Source organism: Symbiobacterium terraclitae (assembly GCF_017874315.1).
Lineage (GTDB): Bacteria > Bacillota > Sulfobacillia > Symbiobacteriales > Symbiobacteriaceae > Symbiobacterium > Symbiobacterium terraclitae.
In genome coordinates this window covers 110993-124718 of record NZ_JAGGLG010000002.1, presented here as the reverse complement: position 1 = coordinate 124718, position 13726 = coordinate 110993, and the positions used below count along the sequence as shown (strand labels likewise).

Sequence of the window (13726 nt, the reverse complement as noted above, 5' to 3'; positions counted from 1 at the left end):
TCGCATTCTCGTGGCACGAAAAAACCGCAGCCCAGCGAGCTGCGGAACGGAGGTCCGCGAGGCTCGCTTCCCTACGCCGGTATTACCCGGATCAGGTGACAGGGTCCCGGGGTTCACCCCGGTTCTCAGCCGTTTCCACGGCTCCCCTAGCGGCTCTCTGCCAGTATGATGCTGCCTTCAGTATACCCCTTGCGTTCCGGCCGGGCAATCCCCCTGGCATACTTCGGGCCGGGCCGTGGCACGTTAGGGAGGTGAAGGGAAGAGCGACACAGGGAGGCTGTAACAGGATGGCAACGCGTGCGCTGGCAGCGGCCATTGTCGCCGTGCTTCTGGTCATCACGTTCCCCTGGAATGCGCAGGCCCAGGCACGGGCCACCCTGCGCTGGGGGAGCCGTGGAAACGATGTCTGCGTGGCCCAGCGCCGGCTCAAGGCGTGGGGGTACTACACGGGCGCCGTGGACTGCATCTACGGCCGCCAGACCTACGCCGCCGTGACACTCTTCCAGAAGCGCAACGGGCTCACCGTCGACGGGGTGGTCGGGCCCGAAACCTGGGCGGCGCTCGGCTACTGGGGCGGCGCGCCCGGCGGGGCAGCCACGGCGCAGACGACCGCAGCCGCGGGCAGCCGGGAGGGAGAGCGCGACCTGCTCGCGCGGGTGGTCTCGGCCGAGGCCCGGGGCGAGCCCTACGAGGGACAGGTCGCGGTGGCCGCGGTCATCCTGAACCGGGTGCGCGACTCCCGCTTTCCCAACACCCTGGCCGGCGTGGTCTACCAGGCCCACGCCTTCGAGTCGGTCACCAACGGCACGATCTACGCACCGGCCACGTCCAGCGCGATCCGCGCCGCCCAGGATGCGCTGAACGGCTGGGACCCCTCGGGCGGCGCCCTGTTCTTCTGGAACCCGCAAAAGGCGAGCAGCGGCTGGATATGGACGCGGCCCATCATCAAGCGGATCGGTAACCACGTCTTCGCCAAGTAGGAGGATGAGCCCATGCGTCGCGTCTTGACCTGGCTTTCTGTCAGCCTGCTGGGCGCCATCGCCATCGCGGTATGGGCGGCCTGGACCTTCCAGCTGAACGAGCACAACCAGCTGCTGGCCAACGCCCTGGAGGCGGAGCGGCAGCGCAACTTCGTCGACATGGCCCATCACGTGGAGCAGATCCAGGCGATGCTGGGCAAGGGGCTCGCCACGGGCAGCGAGCGGCAGAACATGCGTTACATGGCCGACGTCAACCGGCACGCCGCCGCGGCCGTCGCCGCCTTCGCGTCCCTCCCCCTCCCGCCCGAGGTCTCCACCGCCACGGGCAAGTTCCTCCAGCAGGTGGGCGATTTCTCCCTCTCTCTCCTGCGGGACGAGGCCGCGGGCCGCCCCATGACCGAGGCAGAACGTGCCGAACTCGCGCGGCTGCGCCGGGAGTCGGCCGCACTGAGCCAGCAGCTGAACGAGATGCTGACCCAGTATAACCGGGGCGGCTTCCGCTGGCACCGGCCGGTCCGGCTGAGCTGGTCCACGCTGTTCCGCCGCGTCGAACCGCCGGTTGCGACGGCCGGCGCCCAGAGCCCGGCCATGGCCGCGCTGCTGGACGGCGGCTGGGCGCAGATGGCCACCAAGTTCGAGCAGATGCCCGTCTTCATCTACGACGGCCCGTTCTCCGACCACGTGAACCAGACGCCGCCGGCGCTCTCCGGCCCCGCCGTCTCCCGGGAGGAGGCCGGGCAGCGTCTGGCCTCCCTGCTGCCCAACTTCGACAGCTACCGCACCGTGGACGTGACGGAGACGGGCGGCAACCTCCCGGCCTTCTCCTTCCGGCTGGCGCCGGCGGCATCCCGCGGCAGCACCTACACCGTCACCGCCGAGATCACCCTGCAGGGCGGCCGCCTGCTGACGCTGCTGAACGACAGGGTGCTGGGCAGCCCGACGCTGGACTTGGAGCGGGCCCGGGCCATCGGCCGGGAGTACCTGGCCCGGGTCGGATACCCCGATATGGTGCCCACCTTCGCCCAGGTGCAGGACGGCACGGCCTTCGTCGCCTACGCCTACCGGCAGGGGGACGTGATCGTCTACCCCGACCAGGCCAAGGTGAAAGTGGCCCTGGACAACGGCGAGGTGCTGGGGCTCGACGCCCGGCAGTACCTGACCCACCACCGTCCGCGCACGCTGCCCGCGCCGCGCATCTCGGCCGATGAGGCCAGGGCCAGGCTGAACCCCGCCCTGCAGGTCACCCGGGTGCAGCTGGCGCTCATCCCGGACGCGGCGGGTACCGGCGAGCGGCTCGCCTACGAGTTCCAGGGGAGGATGGACGACGGCATCTTCCTGGTCTACATCAACGCCGAGACGGGCGCGGAGGAGCAGATCCTCCAACTGATCGAGACCGAGGGCGGAACGTTCACCCTCTGACGCGGCGCTGCCCCCGAAAGGGGGCAGTCCCGCGCGTCTCAGCCGTTTCCCTGCTGGTTCGGGCTGTGGGTCTCGGCCTCGTACCGGCGGACGGCCTCGTGGCTCAGCCCGGCCGGGGTAAGGCCGCTGGGATCCACGCCGAGCTCGGCGGCCAGCTCGAGCCCCAGCCGCTCGACGGTCAGCCGGCCCAGAGCCGGGTTGTCGGGTGCAGTGTCGCCCGTGGGCGTCACGCGCGGGTCGGCGTACATGCCCATCACCTCCCGCACCTAGTCTCCCCCGGGCACCTCGCTAGGTTACCCGCACCCAGCGGGTCTCCCGGCCCGTGGCCGGGCAGGGACCGAACGGCTCACCCTCGCCGTAGTACTGCTTCTCTCCGGACGTGCAGCTGTACATACCCGGCACCTTGCACCGCTCGCCGGTGCAGCCCTGGGGCTGCTCGCTCATCTGCAACACCTCCCGCATTTCAGTCTGCCCCGCAGCCGGGGCGTTCCATTTTGGTATGCGGGAGACGGTATACGCATTTATTATACATCAGCCTTGAGAAAATCAGGTTTTGTTCTAGCAAACCCCGTTGACTTCCGGCAAACCCACGTGGTAATGTTTAATCAGACCAAACGAAGTTTACCCCATTACATAGAAGTGCCTTGAGGGGAGGTCTTCCTAGATGGCAGGCACGAGCGCAGCACTCTCCGAGGTACCGGTCAGCCACATTCCCGAGCAGCGGCCTCACCCGGTGGCCGTACCGACCGACGAGGAGTTGGTGGCCGCCTATCTGAAGGGGAACAAGGCGGCCTTTGAGGAGATCGTCCGGCGGTACGAGGACCGGCTCTACCGCCTCTCGTACCGCATGCTGGGCAACCACCACGACGCCCTGGACGCCGTGCAGGAGATCCTGGTAAAGCTGATGGCGGCGCTGCCCAAGTTCCAGGGTCGTTCCCGTTTCGGCACCTGGGTGTACCGGCTGGCGGCCAACACCTGCCTCGACATCCGCCGCAAGCGCGGGCGTACGGCTGCGGAGTCGCTGGAGGCGGCCCTGGAGTTCTCGCCGTCCACCTCCCTGGCGATCCTGGACGACGAGCCCGCCGACAACCCCGACGTCTACCTCGAGCAGCAGTACCGTGAGAACGTGGTGCGGGCCGCGCTCGACAAGCTGCCCGAGAGCCAGCGGCGGCTCCTGGAGCTGCGGGACCTGGAGGACCTCTCCAACAGCCAGGTGGCCGACATGCTGGGCATCGAGGTCGGCGCGCTGAAGGCCCGCCTCCACCGGGCCCGCCAGGCCCTGAAGCGGGTGCTCGACGCCGGCGTCTACGTGCCAGGGTACACCTCCGCGGCTGCCACCGACCTGGCCTGACCTACCGAGGAGGTAAAGCCATGTCCCTGGGCCATCGCATTCGACAGACGCGCACGCAGAAGGGCATCACCCTCCAGGAGCTCTCGGAGCGCAGCGGCCTGTCGAAGGGCTTCATCTGCCAGCTGGAGAACGATAAGGCCTCGCCCTCGCTCCAGGCCCTCGACCGGCTCTCGGCCGGGCTCGGCGTGCCCATCGCCCTGCTGCTCATCTCCCAGGAGGAGCGGGCCCACGTGGTGCGGGCGAACGAGCGGCAGGGGTACTCCCTGGGCAGCGAGGGGCTGAGCGTGCAGTTGCTCTCCGCCCCGGGCCGGAGCCTGAAGATGATGCTGATCGAGCTGGCGCCGGGCGCCGCCACCGGCGGCGACCACCACGCCCACGAGGGCGAGGAGTGCCACCTGGTCCTGCAGGGCTCGGTGCGCTACCGGCAGGGGGACGAGGAACTCATCCTCGGCGAGGGGGACTCGCTCCACTGGAACGGGTACATCCCGCACCGGGTGGAGAACTGCGGCACCACCCCTGCGCGCATCCTCTGCGTCACCACCGGCGCGATGGAGCACATGCTGGACAGCGAGTGCGACTGCGAGGAAGCGCAGTCCGGCGAGGGGCCCTCGGCGCCGTAGTCACATGGCACCATAGACCTGGTCTCTTCGCCCTATTTCCAGGCACTTCGGTTGTCAGGACCGCCGTGCGCATGCTACCATTTCCATATGGGATGACAAAGACCTGTGCCGCTTGACCAGCGGTGCGGGTCTTGCGTCGTCTATGGAGTTTTTCCCGCCGGAAACTTTTTGGCCGAAGGGAAACCCCTGGCCACGTTCAGACTGGGGGAACGCGCGGTGGTAGAGACGAATCCGGCCCCGCAGCAGTCGCAAGGTCAGAAGGGTGCCTGGCTGAGCATCGCCACGTACTGCCTTCTCACCGCCGCGAAGCTGACCGTCGGCTGGCTTGCGGGCTCGCAGGCCATCACGGCCGACGGGGTGAACAACGCCACTGATGTCCTGGGCTCGGTTGCCGTGCTGCTGGGGCTGATGGTCGCCCAGCGGCCGGCCGATGAAGAACACCGGTACGGCCACGCCCGGGCCGAAGGGGTGGCCTCGCTGATCGTGGCCACGATCATGGGGATCGCCAGCCTCGAGGTGGGCCGCAGCGCCGTCCTCTCGCTGGTGGCGCCCGGGCGCGAGGCGCCGCAGGGCTGGTCCCTCTGGGTGGCGCTGGGCTCCGCCGCGCTCCTGCTGGCCGTCTACGCCTACAACCTGCGGCTCGCGCGGCGGTGCGGGAGCAGCGCCCTGGAGTCGGCGGCGTACGACCACCTCTCCGATGCGCTGATCAGCCTCGGAGCGGCCGCGGGCATTGTGGGCAGCAACGTGGGCTGGACCTGGGCGGACCCGCTGGCGGGCCTGGCGGTGGCGGTGCTCGTCGCCCGCACGGCCTGGTCCATCGGCTCAGGCGCCGCACACATGCTGATGGACGGGTTCGCCGACCGGGAGCGCATCGCGGCGCTGCACGGCGTCGTCACCGGCATCGAGGGGGTCACCGGCGTGCAGGACCTGCGGGCCCGCTCGCTGGGCAACACGGTGGCCGTAGACGTCACCGTCCTCGTCCCCCGCCACCTGACCGTCGTAGAGGCGCACGCCGTGGCCGACCGGGTGGAGCAGGCCCTGACGAGCCTGGCCGACGTGGGCGCGGTGCAGGTTCACGTGGAGCCGGACCTGGATTCGTGCACGGGCTGATCGTCGACAGGGCCGACCCTGCAAAGGGTCGGCCCTGATGTTCTCCAAGCACGACTCGCTTACAGCGCAGCCCGGGCCGCCTCAAGAGCGGCGTCGTAGTTGGGCTCCTGCCCGGCGACAGGCACGTACTCCACGTGGACGACGCGGTCGTTCCGGTCCACGACGAAGACAGCCCGGGAGAGCAGGGCCAGCTCCTTGATGTAGGTGCCGTATGCCTTGCCGAAGGCGTGATCCCGGTAGTCCGACAGGGTGACCACCCGGTCGACGCCGGCGTTGCCGCACCAGCGCTTCTGCGCGAAGGGCAGGTCGCAGGAGATGGTCAGCACCACGGCCCCCTCGCCGAGGCTGGAAGCCGCCTCGTTGAACTTGCGGGTCTGGGTGTCGCACACGCCCGTATCCAGCGACGGCACCGAGGAGATGATGCGCACCTTGCCCGCGAAGGCGGACGACTCCACCGTGGTGAGGTCATTGGCCACGGCGGTGAAGGCGGGGGCCACATCGCCCACCCGAAGCTCGGGACCGACGAGGGTCACGGGACCCTTCAACTGAAAAGCTCCAGGACGCTCCACAGCGTTTCCCTCCGAAAGCAGGATTTTTGTAACTGCCATGTTTAAGACGGTGAGTGCCCGTTACCCGTGACGGCCTCAGGCAGATTATGGCTCCGGATCTTGCCTGATAGGTTGTAGCAAACTTGAAACAGTCAACCATTGACACTATACTTGTGTTACCGAGTTACTTTCTCCGGATCACGTCGGGTCGGGTGAAAGGGGTATTCGTTGATGAAGTGGACGGTCCAGCGACGCCTGTTCGGACTCTCCATCCTGCTCATCGCGCTCACGGCGCTCGTCGCGTGGGTCGGCAACTGGGGACTGCAGACGGTGCAGCAGGCGAACACCGCGAAGGAGCAGGCTTTGCTGCGGATGGTTGAGGTGCAGCAGCTTGAGCGCGACCTGATCGAACTGGCCTACGCAGCTTCCGCCTACACCGCCACGGTTGATCCGGCGCAGAAGCAGACGTTTATGGAGACCCGGAACCGGGTGAGTGCGATGCTCGATAGTCTGGCCCAGGCGGCCGACGGCGATGCGGAAATGGCCACGCTGATCGACGGCGTGCAGCGCCGCTTCACCGAGTTCGTGGCCTTCGCCGAGCGCCTCCTCAGTCGGGACCGCTTTGAGCAGGCCGAGATCAACTGGATGAGCCGTTCGCTCGAGACGGTCCGGAACAACAACAGCGCGGCCCTGGCCAGCCTGCTGGAGCACCACCGGACGCGGGTGGAGCAGACCTCACGGGAGGCGGCTGAGGCAGTCCAGCTGACACAGATCATCGCCGCGGGGGCGGCGGGGCTGGCGGTGCTGCTCGGGCTCGCCATCTCCTTCCTGGTCGCCCGGAAGATCACGAGGCCTGTGGAGGCGCTTGCGCAGGCGGCGCGGCGCCTGGCGTCAGGGGACCTCACCCCCGAGGTGACCCGGGCTCTGGAGAACGTCAGGGGGCGGGACGAGCTGGCGGAGATGGCCGGCAGCTTCAACCAGATGGTCGCCTTTCTGCGCGACCTGGTCGTGCGGATGCAGGGCACGGTGCAGACGGGCCTTCAGGTCTCGGGCGACCTGTCTTCGGCGGCGGCCCAGGCCGCATCTGCTGCGCAGGACGCCGCCAGGGCCGTGACCGTGGTGGCCGAGGGCACCTCGCAGCAGGCCGCCGCAGCCCGGAACATCGACACGGTCATTCAGGAGCTGCGTGAGTCGATCCGGCAGATCGCCTCCGGGGCGAACCGCTCCTCCGGCGACCTGGAGGAGGCATCGTCGCTGTTGCACCGTGCGGCCAAGGCCATCGAGCAGATGACCGCGCAGGCCGACCAGGTGGCGGGCAGCGCAGAGGAGGCGGCCCGCATCGCCTCCGAGGGCGCCGGTGCGGTGGAGGAGATGGTGCAGTCGATGGCCCGGATTCGGGAGGTCGTCGGCATGTCCACCGCCCGGATGGGCGAACTGGAGGAGGCATCCGCACAGATCGGCCAGATCACGGCGGTGATCTCGGAGATCGCGGACCAGACCAACCTGCTGGCGCTGAACGCCGCCATCGAGGCGGCCCGGGCCGGGGAGCACGGGCGCGGCTTCGCCGTCGTGGCCGAGGAGGTCCGGCGGCTCGCGGAGCGTTCGGCTGCCTCCGCCCAGGAGATCAGCGCCCTCATCACGCAGATCCAGGAGCGCACGGCCCAGGTGGTCGAGTCCATGGCGGAGGGCTCCACCGAGGTCGAGCAGGGCGGCCGGCTGGCGTCCCGGGCCGGTGAGCAGCTGGAGCAGATCCTGCAGACGGTGAGGCGCGCAGCCGAGGACGTGCGCAAAGTGGCAGTCGGCGCCGCCAACCTCCAGCGGGAGGTGGACGTGGCGATGAAGGCCTTCGAGGGCTTCGCCGCCGTCACGGCGGAGAACACGGCCGCCACCGAGGAGATGGCCGACAGCGCCAACGAGGCGCTCTCCACCGTCTCGGCCATCGTCGACGCCGCGCAGCAGAACGCCGCCGCGGCGGAGCAGGTCTCCGCCTCGGTCGAAGAGCTGGCCGCCGTCGCCGACGGCGTGGCCAGCCATGCGGAAAGCCTGAACCAGATCACCACCGGGCTGAAGGAGCAGGTGGGGAACTTCAGGGTGTGAGCAGCGCGCGTGAAGCGCTGAGCACCGGGTGTTGCGATGCGAGCAGTGGGCTGGACGCAGCGTCCAGCCCACTGTCGCGTCCGGGAAGACCAGCTGGGGCCCCGAGGCAGCGCACCAGGCCGGCCGCGGAAGCTGTGCCACACTGCTTCCGATCCTGCGCCAGCTCTTACGGCAGCGGCAGGTCGGCCGGGTCGTCACCGCCGCCCGCGACCTCCTCTGACAGCTCCTCCTCCACGGGCACGTCCACGTCCGCTCCCTCGCCGTCGGCCCAGTGCGCCGCCTGGCCGTGGCAGAGGGGCCGGTACTCGCAGCGGGCGCAGATGCGCTCGTCGCCGGTCGGGAGGAAGCCGTCCGGCGGTGTGGACAGGATCTCGGACACCACCCGGCGCAGCCGTTCGCCGTCCGCGGCGAACGGCTCGGCGCCGTAGGGGAACCGCTCCTCCACGCCGCCCCGCAGCGGGTTCCAGTAGACCATCGTCACCCGGCCGGGGTCGAACCTGCCCCCGGGGGCGTAGGCCCCGCCGGCCGCGCACAGCACGTAGCGGTAGACTACCGTCTGGAACGCTTCCGCCAGCCGCTGGTGTGCGGGCATCCGCCGCAGCGTCTTCCAGTCGTAGATGGTCGCCGTGCCGTCGGACTCCACCGTCAGCAGGTCGAACTTGGCCATGAGGCGCAGGGCAGGCTGATCGGGTCCGGAAGGCTGCTCGAAGGGCTCTTTCAGGCGCAGCTCCAGCTCCGGGTAGTAGACCTTCTCAGGGTCCCGCGGCAGGTAGCGCCGCAGCCGGTCCAGCCAGCCCTCCAGCTCCGCCCGCTCGCCGGCGTCGCCGAGCGTGCCGGGCTGCAGGCCGGCGTAGTAGCGGCGGGCCATCAGGTGGAACCGCTCGCCCTGGCGCAGCGCGCGCTGCTCGTCAGGGTCGTCGGGCAGGCCGGCGAGCTGGAGGCCGTCGATGTACCGGCGCCTGAAACGCAGGGGGCACTCGGTGAAGAGCCGCAGGGCCAGGGCGCTCAGGTGCCGCTCGGCCAGCTTCTGGTGCGGGGTCAACGACACGGGCCTGTCACCTCGCCTTCGCCGCAAACTGGCTCAGGTGCACGAGCGCCGGGGTGGGCAGGGCTTTCCGTCCCCGCTGGTTCTCCCGGTGGAAGGAGAGCAGCAGGTTGCACCTGGCCCGGGTGATCGCGACGTAGAGCAGCCTGAGCCTCTCGGCGATGTGTTCGCGCTTGGCACGGGCCACAGGGTCGTCGTGAGGCCCGTCGACAGGGGAGTCGACGGATCTCTCCGGCGCGCCACCCCCCGTCGCAGCAGCGACGAGGCGGTCCAGGAGCGCCACCGCCGCCGCTTCGGGGTTCGCGTGGTCTTCGGGCAGGAACCAGAGCTCCGCGGGGGTCCAGTCGGTCAGGGCGCCGGGGAACTGGGCGCGGGTGAGGCCGCCGACGTAGACGGTGTCCCACTCCAGCCCCTTGGAAGAATGGCAGGTGGTCACGTAGACCACGCCGGGCACCGGCTCGAACCCCCGCCGGTCGTAGAGCGCCTCGGCCAGCCAGCCTGACGTCTTCAGGCCCTCCGCCAGCTCCCGGGCCACGTCGGCCAGGCCGTAGAGCGGCTCCTCCTCCAGCAGCCGGCGAGCCCGGAGGGCCAGGTACTGCGCCAGTGCGAGGTCCGCTCCGGTCAGGCGGAGGTCCGAGGCCATGCGCAGCAGCAGCTCGTCGGCCGGCAGGCAGGCCGCCTCGAGCCAGCCGTCCAGGTACGGCTCGAACCCCGGTACGGCCTCCCGGCGTTCTGACATGTGCGGGGCGGCGAGGAAGGCCAGGGCGGCCAGGAGGTCTGACGCCAGGCGCAGCCGCTCCATGGGGGCGGTGCGGCCCACGGCCTCAGCGGGAGCGCCCAGCGCGCGCAGCTCGGCCAGCAGTTCGTCCACCATGGCGTTGGTGGGCAGCAGCACGCCCACGGTGGCGTCCGGGTACTCCCGCACCGAGCGGGCAGCCATGCGGGCAAGCCCCTCCAGCTCGCCCCGGTAGCTGTCGAACGCCCGGAAGAGGACCCGCCGGCCGCCGGGCTCCGGGTTGGACTGGCCGCCCCCGGGGGGCACCGGCTCGATCCACTGCGCCTCCAGGGCGTCCCGGCAGCCCGGGTCGGGGTGCTCCTCCCGGGTCCAGCGCACCAGCTCGTTGGCCAGGCCGATGATCTCGCGGCTGGAGCGCCCGGCCATGGTGAGGGGGCGGACCGCAACCCCCGGCTCCCGCCCGAAGCGGCGGAACAGATCCGGTTCGGCGGTGGTGAAGCTGCCCATGATGGCCTGGTTGGCGTCGCCGACCCGGACGAGGTTGCCCGACGGTCCCGCCAGGAGGCGGAGAACCTGCTCCTGCAGCCGGTACGAGTCCTGCGCCTCGTCCTCGAAGATGTAGGTCCAGCGCCTCTGCATGCGCTCCAGCAGGTCGGGCTCCCCCTTCAGCAGGCGGTAGGCGCCCAGCATCAGGTCGTCGAAGTCGGCCAGCCCCTCTCGGGCCAGTGCGCGCTGGTACTCCTGGTAGACCTCCGCCGCCCAGCGCAGCGGCAGGTGCTCCGGTAGTGCGCGGGTGAGCGCCAGCGCGTCCTCGGGCGAGAGCCGCCGGGCCTTGAACGACTGGATCAGCCTGCCCATCAGCGACTGGGTCCGCTCGTCCCACTGGCCCAGCGCGTCCTGACGCCGCTCCTCGCCGGCCCTGACCAGCGCCTCCCATGCCTCCCGGTTCCCGGCGATCCAGCGGCGCGTGAGCGCGCTGAGGATCGCGCCGCGGCGGACCTCGTCCACCACTGCGAAGGTGTCGGGCCAGCCGATGGCCTCCGGCCGCTGCCGGACGATCTGCACCGCCAGCGAGTGGATGGTCCGCACCTCGTACCCGGTGCGGGGGAGCCCCCGCGCCTCCAGGAAGCCGCCGATGCGACTCTTGAAGTTGCCCACGGCGGAATTGGTGTAGGTGACGACGAGGACGCGGCCCGGGGCGGGCAGGCCGGCGGCGATGAGGTCGGCCGCCAGGTAGGCCAGCACGGTGGTCTTGCCGGCGCCGGGCACCGCGGGGACGGCCATATAGCCGCCCCGGTACTCGGCCACCCGGGCCTGGTCGGGGCGCAGGGTGAGGCTCATGCCCACAGCCCCCCTTCCTGCTCCTGGACCCACGGGCTCAGCGCCGCCGCTGCGGTGATCACGCGGCCGGTGCAGCGGCGCAGCAGCGCCCGCGCCGTGCGGGTGCGGGCCCGCTCCCGCACTGCTGCGGTCTCCGCGTCGATCCACGCCGCGCCTTCGGGCCATCCGGGTGCCAGCAGGTGAGGGTTGGCCAGCTCGGAGACGCCGCTGGGCAGCCAGCCGGGGGAGGTGACGTCCAGCCAGACCTGCACCGCCGCGGTGAGCCGGCGGGCGAGGAAGTCCCGGGGTGTGGTCAGGAGGACGGCGGATCCGTCGGGAAGCTGCTTTGGCGGCAGCAGCGGGGCCGTGGCCTCGGTGAGCAGCGGCCGGTAGGCGGGGCCCAGCGCGGCTTCGCCGAGGCGCTCGGCGGCCAGGCGGAAGTCGGCCGCGGCACGGAGCAGCTGCCGGCAGGCGTCCAACGCCTCGGGCGGCAGGTCGGGCCGGAGGGGCATGAGCAGCTCCAGGAGCGCGGCCCGGACGAAGGTATCGGTCTGCCACCGCCGGTGCCTGGCCGCCTTCAGCCATGCGTACAGGCGGCGGTAGGGCGCGGGATGGCCTGCGGGGTCTGGCAGGCCGTCCCCGGCCTGCCAGAGCGCCTCGCCCAGCCGGGCCGCAGCCTCCGGATCCAACCGGAGCAGCAGCCGGGCGGCGTCGGCAACGGCAGCCGCAGACGGCCACGGGGCCCGCCACGCCGGCACCGCCAGCCCGGCCAGGGCGACGACGGCCCGCACGGCGGGCTCGTCCAGCAGCCGGCGGGTCGGGACCGGGCACTGGAGCGGCACGCCGCGCTCTGCCAGCGCCCGCCCCAGGGCGGTGGCCAGGAGGTTGTCCACCCGGGGTGCGATCACGGCGGTGTCACCAGGGGTCATGCCTGAGGCCACCAGGTCCGCCACCGAACCGGCCACCTGGGCAACCATGTCACCCCAGAACTCCACGGTCACGTCGGGATGGCGGACCGCGGCGTCAGGCGCGCCGGGCTTGCAGCCAGCCGTCTCGAACCGGTCGGAGCGACGGGGGATCCCATCAGGTTGGGCGGCAGCTGCCTCGGCCAGCCCGAGGGCGGCCAATCGCGCCGGCAGGTCCGGGGCGGGGTCCGGCAGGCTGACCGCGACGGCTCCGGCGAACCGCACCAGGGCCCCGGCGGGGTCTGCCCCCCGGAGCAGGTCGTGGCCCCCCTCGGGGTCGAGGGCGAGGGCCGCCTCCTCCACCGCCGCGGCCAGGGCGGCCACGAAGTCCAGCTCGACGGGAACCGCTTCGTCCAGGTCGTCCACCAGCAGCCGGCGGAACCGGTGCTGGAGGTGGCGGCGGTAGTCGGGCTCGGGCAGGAGGCCGTCGGTGAACAGCGTGAGCGCCAGGCCGTAGTCCAGCAGCCCGGCCTGCAGGCAGCGGCTGCGGTGCTCGTCCAGCAGCGCGGCCACCTGCCCGTAGAGCACGCGCTTCTCGGGCCGGTCGGCTTCGGCCATGCGGAGCACGGCCTGCCCGGGCCCGAGGCCGGCGCCCGCGGCGACCCGGTCGATGCGGGTGAGCACCTGCAGCGCCAGCCTTTCCGGCCGGGACTTGACCACGTCGCCGAAGAGGGCGTGGTGGGGCTCCAGCAGGGCCTGCAGCAGGTGGCGCTCGACTGTGAGCGGCAGGAAGGCGGGTGCCAGCCACTGCCTGGCGACCGCTGCCTTTGCCTGCACCGTGGGCCAGTGGAGTGCCAGCTCCTGGCGGATGAAGCCGTAGAAATCGCAGGCCTCGATCGGGCCGGTCGCCGGCAGATCGAGGCCGGTGAGCCACGGGGCGGTCTGGTCCGCCCCGTGGGTGAGGATCAGGATCTGATCGGTGCGCACGCCTTCCCGGAGCCAGGCGAGGTAACGGTCACGGAGGGCTGCCGTCTTGCCGGACCGGGCGGGGCCGGTGATGAGGGTGATCGCCATGTTACACCCGCACGTCGATCCGCGTGCCCTTGTGGGGCTCCAGGTGGGCTGGCGCAGCGCGCACGACCTGCTGCACCTGGCTCCGGGCAACCTCCAGGATCTTGTTCAGCGCCCAGATGTCGACCGCCTGTTGGACCTGCGCGACGTTCACCGCCACACCTCCTAGCGGATGAATGCCTTGTAGACGTAGTAGATGCCGAGCGCCAGCAGGATGAGGGGGGCGAGCTTGAACAGCATCGCCAGGCTGAAGAAGAGGGTGCGGAGGGCGAGGCCGGCGAATGCCAGCAGCACGAAGACGACGGCGGCTGCGTACGCACCACGGCCCAGCCACCCGGCCTGCACCGCGAGGGCGAGCGCCGCAGCGATGAGGAGGAAGAGCCAGGCGCTGGACATGCTGAAGCGGAACAGGGCCAGGAGACCGATGAGGATCAGGATGATGCCGATGACCTTGTTCACAGGTGCGATCCCCCCTTCGTATGGGAGACGCTCACGGGGCAGGATAAGTTCGCGCAGGCCCCTCC

14 protein-coding genes and 1 riboswitch are annotated in these 13726 nt (G+C 70.6%); of the genes, 6 read left to right on the top strand and 8 right to left on the bottom strand.

Annotation, left to right across the window (positions count from 1 at the left end; translation table 11 throughout):
- Window positions 1-51: 51 nt before the first annotated feature.
- Window positions 52-158: riboswitch (TPP riboswitch) on the bottom strand.
- A gap of 129 nt (window positions 159-287) precedes the next feature.
- Window positions 288-980, top strand: coding sequence for a spore cortex-lytic enzyme (gene sleB / locus J2Z79_RS02060; protein ID WP_209465192.1), 693 nt, complete (start codon window positions 288-290; stop codon window positions 978-980).
- Between the two features lie 12 nt (window positions 981-992).
- Complete coding sequence (ypeB, locus tag J2Z79_RS02055; RefSeq protein WP_209465191.1) at window positions 993-2399, top strand: germination protein YpeB; 1407 nt, start codon at window positions 993-995, stop codon at window positions 2397-2399.
- A gap of 38 nt (window positions 2400-2437) precedes the next feature.
- Here the strand turns inward: ypeB and J2Z79_RS02050 are convergent, their stop codons facing one another.
- Both J2Z79_RS02050 and J2Z79_RS02045 read right to left on the bottom strand, forming a co-directional pair.
- The gene (locus J2Z79_RS02050; RefSeq protein WP_209465190.1) at window positions 2438-2665 is read right to left on the bottom strand and encodes a hypothetical protein; all 228 of its coding nucleotides are present in this window, start codon (window positions 2663-2665) and stop codon (window positions 2438-2440) included.
- A 22-nt stretch (window positions 2666-2687) separates the two neighbouring features.
- The gene (locus J2Z79_RS02045) at window positions 2688-2843 is read right to left on the bottom strand and encodes a hypothetical protein (RefSeq protein ID WP_209465189.1); all 156 of its coding nucleotides are present in this window, start codon (window positions 2841-2843) and stop codon (window positions 2688-2690) included.
- Window positions 2844-3063: 220 nt separating this feature from the next.
- Here J2Z79_RS02045 and J2Z79_RS02040 point away from each other — a divergent pair, with 220 nt between their 5' ends.
- From J2Z79_RS02040 to J2Z79_RS02030, 3 genes are all read left to right on the top strand, one after another.
- Window positions 3064-3750 carry an RNA polymerase sigma factor gene (locus J2Z79_RS02040; protein WP_209465188.1) on the top strand — a complete coding sequence of 229 codons (687 nt, stop codon included), beginning with the start codon at window positions 3064-3066 and terminating at the stop codon, window positions 3748-3750.
- 20 nt (window positions 3751-3770) lie between these two features.
- A complete protein-coding gene (locus tag J2Z79_RS02035; RefSeq protein WP_209465187.1) occupies window positions 3771-4370 on the top strand; it encodes a helix-turn-helix domain-containing protein in 600 nt (199 codons plus the stop codon).
- Between the two features lie 216 nt (window positions 4371-4586).
- Window positions 4587-5480: a cation diffusion facilitator family transporter gene (locus J2Z79_RS02030; RefSeq protein WP_209465186.1), complete on the top strand. Its 894-nt coding sequence runs from the start codon at window positions 4587-4589 to the stop codon at window positions 5478-5480.
- Window positions 5481-5539: 59 nt separating this feature from the next.
- Here J2Z79_RS02030 and tpx read toward each other — a convergent pair whose 3' ends face one another.
- Window positions 5540-6025 carry a thiol peroxidase gene (tpx, locus tag J2Z79_RS02025; protein ID WP_245301912.1) on the bottom strand — a complete coding sequence of 162 codons (486 nt, stop codon included), beginning with the start codon at window positions 6023-6025 and terminating at the stop codon, window positions 5540-5542.
- A gap of 234 nt (window positions 6026-6259) precedes the next feature.
- Here tpx and J2Z79_RS02020 point away from each other — a divergent pair, with 234 nt between their 5' ends.
- Window positions 6260-8125 carry a methyl-accepting chemotaxis protein gene (locus tag J2Z79_RS02020; protein ID WP_209465184.1) on the top strand — a complete coding sequence of 622 codons (1866 nt, stop codon included), beginning with the start codon at window positions 6260-6262 and terminating at the stop codon, window positions 8123-8125.
- 166 nt (window positions 8126-8291) lie between these two features.
- On the opposite strand, the gene J2Z79_RS02015 is transcribed toward J2Z79_RS02020, so the two are convergent.
- From J2Z79_RS02015 to J2Z79_RS01995, 5 genes are read right to left on the bottom strand one after another with little or no spacing between them, the layout of a single operon-like run.
- Window positions 8292-9173, bottom strand: coding sequence for a PD-(D/E)XK nuclease family protein (locus J2Z79_RS02015; RefSeq protein ID WP_209465183.1), 882 nt, complete (start codon window positions 9171-9173; stop codon window positions 8292-8294).
- A gap of 7 nt (window positions 9174-9180) precedes the next feature.
- On the bottom strand, window positions 9181-11247 hold the full coding sequence (locus tag J2Z79_RS18745; RefSeq protein WP_209465182.1) for an ATP-dependent helicase: 2067 nt from the start codon (window positions 11245-11247) through the stop codon (window positions 9181-9183).
- Window positions 11244-13205: a hypothetical protein gene (locus J2Z79_RS02005; protein WP_209465181.1), complete on the bottom strand. Its 1962-nt coding sequence runs from the start codon at window positions 13203-13205 to the stop codon at window positions 11244-11246. Before J2Z79_RS02005 ends, J2Z79_RS18745 begins: the two co-directional genes overlap by 4 nt.
- Window position 13206: 1 nt before the next feature.
- Window positions 13207-13356 (bottom strand): putative motility protein, encoded by a 150-nt coding sequence (locus tag J2Z79_RS02000; protein WP_209465180.1) that lies wholly within the window; start codon window positions 13354-13356, stop codon window positions 13207-13209.
- A gap of 11 nt (window positions 13357-13367) precedes the next feature.
- Entirely contained in the window at window positions 13368-13661 is a 294-nt protein-coding gene (locus tag J2Z79_RS01995) for a hypothetical protein (protein WP_209465179.1), read from the bottom strand.
- Between the last annotated feature and the right edge of the window lie 65 nt (window positions 13662-13726).